Source organism: Methylobacterium sp. WL8, assembly GCF_008040045.1.
Classification (GTDB): Bacteria; Pseudomonadota; Alphaproteobacteria; order Rhizobiales; family Beijerinckiaceae; genus Methylobacterium; species Methylobacterium cerastii.
The window spans coordinates 1-7,869 of record NZ_VRVF01000119.1 but is presented as its reverse complement, the minus strand read 5'-3'; the positions used below and the strand labels follow the sequence as shown (position 1 = coordinate 7,869).

The window sequence follows — 7,869 nt, the reverse complement described above, 5'->3', positions numbered from 1 at the left end:
ATATTAAAATGATAAAATTTATTTTTATTGCTTTGTACTGTAATTTCGCTACAAGTACCCTAGTTCTTCGGCGATTCAGTGCACAGCCGGCGGAACAGACGCTTAGTTTCAGAGCCGACAGGTCCAGGTACCGGGGCCGATCGACACTGAACAAAAGCTTCAGACCCTTAGACTCAGCCGACCGGGAAACCGGTCGGCTTTTTCTTTGCCGCTAAAGTGGACTTAAAGTTCCGTTTCAAGTTCAAATCCAGAGTTCAAGACGAAAATTTTATTGTTTGATAAAACGTTGAATTTATACAGTGTCGGATGCACTATGATGGCATGTCGCCAGCGAGCGACGCCATCGATACGAGAATTGACCATGAAAACGTTCGTTCTGGCCTGCTCTCTTGGTGCCATCCTGATGTCCGGCGCTGCTTCTGCGGCGGACACGCAGCAGCCCATCGACCCGAAACTCATCATCCGCACGAGCGGCGATGGCCTCGACGCCGACGCCTACGCACAGGGCAACGACCGTTCCGGCGGCATGTGGCGGAACGCAATAGGAGCGAGCGGCTCGCTCGCGGCGCAGCGCCCGGTCATCGTCGGATCGATCCCCACGGACCGCCAATGGAGCCACCTGCGGTCGCGCCAGCGCCGGGCCTACGGCGACGCTTACTGAAACCACGGGGCTCGGCTCCTTCACCCGCGTAGAGCATTTCCCGTCATCCTCGGATCACGGGAAATGCTCTATCTCAATGTGATGCCACATTGTCTTTCGTCGAACCGGCAACCGCTCTGATGGAAGGTGCTTCAAGCGCTCTGGGCTCGGATGACAGCGGGGGATCCTGCCGCCGTGACCGCAGGCTTCCACACCAAGGTGGCGTGGGTGCCACCCGCATCGCTCGCGATGTCGAACGCGGCGCTGTGCAACCGGGCGATGGAATCGACGAGACTGAGCCCGATGCCGAAGCCGCTCTTGCCTGTCCTCAACGCCCCGCGCCGGTACCTCTCCCGCACCGCACCGAGTTCTTCGACCGGGATGCCGCAGCCCGTATCGTCGATGCGGATGCCCGGAGGATCGCGCACCAGCGCCACCTTCACCTCGCCACCGGCGGGTGTGAACTTCAGGGCGTTGTCGATCAGGTTGCTCACCGCTTCGAAGATCAGGCTTCGGTCGCCCTCCACGGAACAGGGCTCTTCGGGCTGCTCCCAGCGGAGCCCGATATCCCGTTCCAGGGCTAGGGGCTCGTAGTACTCGACAGCATCCTCCAGTAGGCGGGCGAGGTCGAGGTCCGTAAAGCCCGACCGGCGCATGCGATCTTCCATCTCTGAAATACGCAGCAGTGCGGAGAAGCGGATGACGATGTCCTTTATCTCCGCCAGGACATCCTCGTTGCAGATGCGAAACGCCTCGACGCTGTCGGCCTTGCGGAGCGACCGCTCCAAGATGCCCACCACTCGCGTCAACGGGGTCCGCAGGTCGTGCGCGATGTTCTCATTGACGCCCTTGATCTCCAACATCAGCCGCTCGAGCTGATCGAGCATGTCGTTCACGACGCCGGTCAGGTGCGCGAGGTCGGCAGATACGCCCCGCGTCGGCAGGCGCTCGCTGAGGTCACCCCGCATGATGCGCTCGACGGCTTTGGTGATGGCGTCGTTCTGGCGAAGCGATCCGGCGCCGAAGATCACTGCTCCGACGAGGCCGATGACAATGGTGGCGGCCATGCCCCAGACGAAGGTTTCGACGAGGGCCTTCTCGAGGGCTTCCAGATCCTTGGCCGAGCGACTCACGAGGACGTATTCGCCGCTCTGAAGGCGGCTCAATTGACTGAACAGGGTGCGCGACCCGTGCTCCGCCGGCTGCGTCAGGATGAATGGGCGGCCGACCGGGGCCGTTTCAGGAAACGGGATCTGTGCCCCTGCGCGGTGAGCGTGGTCGGGTCCGAACAGCACGAGGGGGCGCCCGCCTTCGGCGAAATCCTCCGAGGCGTCGATACGATCGCGCAGGGCGTGGGGCGCGAGACTCAGGAGATGCTTCGACTCCCACCCAACCCACTCGAACGCGGCCTTGCGGCCGTAGCTGCGGGTGTCAAGATAGAGGAAGCCCGAGAGTGCGAGGGAGGCAGTTCCGAACGTCGCGAAGAACAGGCACGCGACCCGGAACCCGCTTGTGCGGCGGACCTCAAGCAGTCGCACGGAGGATGAACCCCGTGTTGCGGACGGTGTGAATGCGCGGGTTCAGCCCGTCGGGATCAAGCTTCTTGCGGATCTTACCGACATGGACGTCGATGACGCTCGACTGGTGGTTGAAGCTGTAGCCCCAAACTGACTCGAAGATCATTTTGCGGCTCACCAGCACACCCGCGTTCTGCATCAAGAACTCGATGATCGCGAACTCTTTCGGTAGAAGCTCAATCTCCCGACCTGCGCAGTGGAGAACACGCTCGATCAAGTCGAGTTGTAGGTCGCCGACGACGAGTTCGCTCACCGCCTCGGCGGCCATTTTGCGCCGGGCAAGGGCATCGACCCGCGCGGTCAGCTCGATGAACTCGAAGGGCTTGGCGAGGTAGTCGTCGCCCCCGGCACGCAGCCCGTCCACGCGCTCGTTGACGGCCGAGAGCGCGCTAAGGATCAGGACCGGGGTCGAAACCTTGGCGGCGCGCAGCTTGGTAAGCAGGGCGAGGCCGTCGATCTCCGGTAGCATCCGGTCGAGGACGATGACATCGAAGTCACCATCCATCGCCTTGCGTAGACCGATCGATCCGTTCATGGCCTCATCCACCCGAAAACCGTGTTCGGTCAGTGCCAATCCGATTTCGGCAGCAACGCGCTGATCATCCTCAACCACAAGAACGTTGGCCATCCTTTTATCCTTTTTATTATGGATACGCTGAGCCCGTTTCTGGCTCGGCGCTTCGGCTGGGACGCTGGAGTTATGCACTTCGCGGTCGGTGTCAAATGGCGCGTTATCAGGCGGCGGGGCGTGCGTCATATCGTCGGCTAAGCTTGTCGCATAGGCGCTGTCGTTGGCCATTTCGTCACTCCGCGCTTGCCTGCACGGAGAGCTTGGCAACGGGTTCCCCTGAAGAGACGCTGCCCTTCGGGACGATGCGGCTGCCGTCGCGCAGGTCGGCTGGGGGGTTGAGGACGACGGTGTCGCCGCCCTTCAGGCCGGAACGCAGCTCAAGGGTCGTACCGAGATCACGCGCGATCGTGATCGGATGAAGCTTCACCGTATCGTCGGGCTGGACCACGGCGACCTGGGTTCCAGCGGCATCGAAGATGAGTGCCTCGGACGGGATCTGCAGGCCGGGATGGGCGCGGGGCACGGCGAAGGTCACGTTCACATAGAGCCCCGGCCGCAGCGCCCCGTCCGGGTTCGCTACGTCGACCTCGGTGTCGAGGGTCCGCACCGACGAGCGCAGGGCCACGGAGCTGCGCGAGACCGTGCCCTCGAAACTCCGCTCCGGCAACTGAGCCACCTGAACCGTCGCTCGGACACCGTCGCGGATGTGGACCGCCGCCGATTGCGGCACCTGGACGGACACGCGTAGCACGTCCGTGCTTTCGATGGAGAAGAGTGACGCGCCGCTGCCGAGATCGGCATGGACGAGGTCGCCGACATCGACCATGCGCGCCACGACGATGCCGTCGAAGGGCGCGGTCACGTTCTCGAAGGTGGTGAGCGTGCGCAGCCGGTCTACGGTCGCCTGTTGGGCAGTGATGTTCGCCTCGGCCACCTTCACCTTCGCGTCGGCGGCGGTGAGGGCGGCCGTGGCGGTGAGCATCTGCGCCCGGGTCTGGTCGGCAGTCTGCTTCGAGGCCCAGCCCTGGCCGGCGAGCGTCGACGTCCGGGCGTCGGTGGCGTTGGCGAGGGTGACGTTGGCCTTGGCCTGCTCCACGTCGGCATGGGCGACGGCGAGCTGGGCCTGAAGCTGGCCGAGCTGTGCCTCGGCCTGGCTTTTCTGCTGGTCGAGGTCGGGGGCGGCGATGCGCACGAGGAGGTCGCCCTTCTTGACCCGGGAGCCGATATCGACCCGGCGTTCGGCGATGTAGCCAGTGGCACGGGCAAAAATGTCGGCGTGGTCGAAAGCCTCGGTCTGTCCCGGCAGTGTCAGCCTCATCGGCTCGTCGTCCTCGACGGCCGAAACCGTGCGGACGGTCGGTACGAAGCTGATGACGTCCTCCTGCGTCTCCAACGACGTGCGGTAGGTCTGCCAATGGTGCCAGCCGCCCAGGCCGAGGGCGCTGCCGAGCGCCAGAAGCGCGATCACGAACGGGCGCTTGCGCGGCGGGGGAAGGTGCGCATGAGTCAGGGCCTCGCCCAGCAGGTCCTGCCGCAGAGGATCGATCTCGACCGCATGGGCATGCGCCCGCTCCGCGGCGTCGTTCCCAGCGTCGTCGGATTCGATGAACGGGCTCATCAATAGTCCTCAAGGGGCTTGATCGGGTTGCGGCGGAGAAGCGTGTAGAGGAGCGGTACGAAGAGCAGCGTGGAGAGCGTGCCCATGCCGATGCCGCCCATGACGGCGCGGGCCAGCGCCGCGTTCTGTTCCGAGCCCTCGCCCGAGCCGATCGCCATCGGGATCAGGCCGAGGAACATGGCCGAGGCGGTCATCAACACCGGTCGCAGCCGAGTGTTGCCGGCCATCAGCGCGGCCTCGGGGGCCGAGCAGCCCGTGGCCTCACGGTGCTCCTTGGCGAAGGTGACGAGCAGGATCGAGTTCGCGCTCGCCACGCCCACCGACATGATCGCCCCGAACAGGGCCGGGATGGAGAAGGTCGTGCCGGTAACGAACAGGCTCATCACGATGCCACAGAAGGCGAGCGGCAGCGCAGCGATGACTACGAAGGGATCGACCCAAGTCTGGTAGTTGAGGACGAGCAGCAGGTAGACCGCCATCAGCGCGATCCCGAGTCCGACCTCGATATGGGCGAAGGCGCCCTCCATGCTCTCGATCTGACCACGCACACGGATCTTGTCGGGGGCGGGCAACGTCGCCTGCTCCTCCGCGACGATCTTTTCGACCGCGCTGCGCACGCTTCCGAGGTCGGCATCTTGCACGTTGGCGAGGATGTCGAAGGTCGGCTGGGTGTTGACGTGGTTGATCACCGTCTGCTCTGGCTGCCGCTGCATCGTGGCGATATTCGAGAGCAGGATCGGGATGCCCGGCTGGCCGTCTCCGGTGCCGTGGACCGAGACTGGCGTATTCATCAGCCGGGCGATGTCTCCGTTGCGCCATTCCGGGGTCTGCACCCACAGCTGGTACGGCGTGCCGGATTTCGGATCGGCCCAGAAGTTAGGGCTGACCTGAAAGGAGCCGGAAAGGGAGACGTTGAGGTTCTGGGCGATGATCTGCTCGCTCACCCCCATCTCCGAGGCGAGCCGGCGATCAACGTTCACGTACATCTGCGGCGCATCGACGATCTGGTGCAGGTGGACGTCCACCGCCCCCCGCACCGCCGCGACCCGGCGCACGAGCGCGCGGGCGACGGCGAGGTCCTTCGCGTCGTGCCGACCGGAGACCTGCACGTCGATCTGCGCCACGGTGCCGAAGTTCAGGATCTGCGTGATGATGTCGGCGGGCTGGAAATAGAAGACATCCGAAGGAAACGCCCGACGCAGCACCTTCCGCAAACGCCGCTCGTAGAACGAGATCGGCTTGTGCTCACCCTTGAGATTGATGAGCATCTGTCCGTCGTTATAGGCGACGAAGGATGCGTCCATGAACGCGTAATTGTAGTTCGACGCCGGCAGGCCGATATTGTCGAGCATGAGGCCTAGCTCGTCCTTCGGGACGACCTGCCGGACGATGTCCTCCACCTGCGCGAAGGTCTTCTCCGCCTCCTCAATCCGCATTCCCGGCCGGGTGCGGATGTGCAGCGTCATCTGGCTCGACTCGATCTGCGGAAAGTAGTCCTGCCCGATGAAGGGAAAGAGCCCCGCCGTCACGGCGAAGACACAGGCTGCCCCGGCAAGCGCCCGCTTCGGATGGCGGATTACCGCACCGAGCAACCCGACATAGCCAGCGTGGAATCGTGCGAAGCCGCGCTCGAAGGCCTCGCGGAATGCCAAGGCGACACGCAGTGGAAAGCGCAGCAGCCACGCAAGCGGCGCCAGGAGGCGCGACAGGAGCGAGCGGCGGCGCGGGCCGACTTCCAGCGCAGGAGTCGCCCCACCATGATGTCTTGCATATTCCGGCGCGACGAGGACGTCGATCAGGATCGCCACAAGGGTGCGTGAGAGCAGGTAGGAGGTGAGCATCGCGAAGACGACCGCCTCGGCCTGTGGCACGAACAGGTAGCGGGGGGCGCCCGTCAGGAAGAACACCGCCGAGAAGGCCGAGCAGATAGCCAGTGTCGAGATCAGCGCCGGCTTGGCGATACCCGCCACGCCTTCCAGCACCGAGCGGCGGAAGGGATAGCCCTCCTCGAACATCCGGTAAGTGTTCTCGATGGCCACCGTGGCGTCATCCACGAGGATGCCGACGGCCAACGCGAGGCCGCCGAGCGTCATGACGTTGATGGTCTGGCCGAGCGCCACCAGCACCGACAGAGAGGTGAGAATGCAGAGCGGGATCGAGACGAGGACCACGAGTGTCGATCGCCACGAGCCCAGGAACAGGAGGATGGCGAGTCCCGTGAGCCCAGCGGCGATCACCGCCTCGCGTACGACATCGCCGATGGCGTCGGAAACGAAGACCGATTGATCGAAGAGCGGCGTGATCGACAGGCCCTTGGGCGAGGCCGCGCGGATGTCCGGCAGGGCCGCCTTCACGGCGTTGACTACGTCCAGCGTCGAGGCCGAGCCGTTCTTCAGCACCTGCAACAGCACGGAATGCTCGCCATCGGCGCGGACGATGTTGGTCTGCGGCGGCGAGCCGTCGCGGACATGGGCGACGTCGCGCAGGAGCACCGGCTGGTCGTTCACGACCTTGATCGGGATGCGGTTAAGCTGATCGACGAGCTGGGGGCTCGAATTGAGCCGCACGGTGTATTGCTGGCGACCGATCTTCGCGAGGCCCGAGGGGACGACGAGGTTCTGCTTGAGGACCGCGTTGGTGACGTCGAGCGGCGTCATGCCCACGGCGCGGAGCTCGGCGAGGTCAAGATCGACCATCACCTGGCGCGGGGCGCCGCCATAGGGCGACGGCAAGGTCGAGCCCGGCACCTGGGCGAGGCGCTGGCGGGTGCGGTACTGGGCGTAATCGAACACTTTGGTCAGCGGCAGCGTGCCCGAGGAAAGCGCAAGCTGGATCACCGGCACTGAGGAGGCCGAGAAGCGCATGATCACCGGCGGCTGCACGCCCGGCGGCATGCGCGAGCGGATGGCGTTCATGGCGGAATCGACCTGCGTCATGGCGAGGTCGATGCTTACGGCGGAATCGAAATAGATCCGCTCGGTCACGGTACCCTGGATGGACGTCGACTCGATTCGCTTGATGTTGTTCACGTTGCTAGACAGCGAGAACTCGCTGTAGTTCGTGATGCGCTGAACCATGTCGGTGGCGTCGAGACCGCTATAGGTCCACACCACGACAACGACGGGAATGTCGACCGAGGGCAGCACGTCCTTCGGCGCTACGGCGATTGCGCCGACGCCGCCCAACGCCATCAAAATCGCCAAAACGTAGAAGCTCTTGCGGAATTTCAGGGCGAACCGAACAAGATTCATCGATAAATCGGGCTTCCCGGCACAACCCACCATGCGGCCAGCGCCTGAAGCGCGCTCGGACGAACAGAGGAAAGGCGCTACTTGGAGGTCTTCGAGCGAAGCGAAGTAAGTACACCGCTAGATAGAGCCGGATGACAGGTCTTACGAATGAATTCGCGATTGATTTTTTAAAAATATTTTAAAACAGAAAATCGCCACACAGCCTTTAAAAG

5 protein-coding genes are annotated in these 7,869 nt (G+C 63.7%); 1 reads left to right on the top strand and 4 read right to left on the bottom strand.

What is annotated here, in order from left to right; genetic code table 11:
- The first annotated feature begins 361 nt into the window (after positions 1-361).
- Complete coding sequence (locus tag FV234_RS24390; protein ID WP_147832213.1) at positions 362-661, top strand: hypothetical protein; 300 nt, start codon at positions 362-364, stop codon at positions 659-661.
- 131 nt (positions 662-792) lie between these two features.
- Here FV234_RS24390 and FV234_RS24385 read toward each other — a convergent pair whose 3' ends face one another.
- From FV234_RS24385 to FV234_RS24370, 4 genes are all read right to left on the bottom strand, one after another.
- Positions 793-2,178 carry an ATP-binding protein gene (locus tag FV234_RS24385; RefSeq protein WP_147832211.1) on the bottom strand — a complete coding sequence of 462 codons (1,386 nt, stop codon included), beginning with the start codon at positions 2,176-2,178 and terminating at the stop codon, positions 793-795.
- On the bottom strand, positions 2,165-2,845 hold the full coding sequence (locus FV234_RS24380) for a response regulator transcription factor (protein ID WP_147762567.1): 681 nt from the start codon (positions 2,843-2,845) through the stop codon (positions 2,165-2,167). The genes FV234_RS24385 and FV234_RS24380 overlap by 14 nt, the downstream gene beginning before the upstream one ends.
- Positions 2,846-3,020: 175 nt before the next feature.
- Complete coding sequence (locus tag FV234_RS24375; RefSeq protein WP_147832209.1) at positions 3,021-4,406, bottom strand: efflux RND transporter periplasmic adaptor subunit; 1,386 nt, start codon at positions 4,404-4,406, stop codon at positions 3,021-3,023.
- Positions 4,406-7,657, bottom strand: a complete 3,252-nt coding sequence (locus FV234_RS24370; protein WP_147832207.1) for an efflux RND transporter permease subunit — start codon at positions 7,655-7,657, stop codon at positions 4,406-4,408. The genes FV234_RS24375 and FV234_RS24370 overlap by 1 nt, the downstream gene beginning before the upstream one ends.
- Positions 7,658-7,869 lie beyond the last annotated feature (212 nt).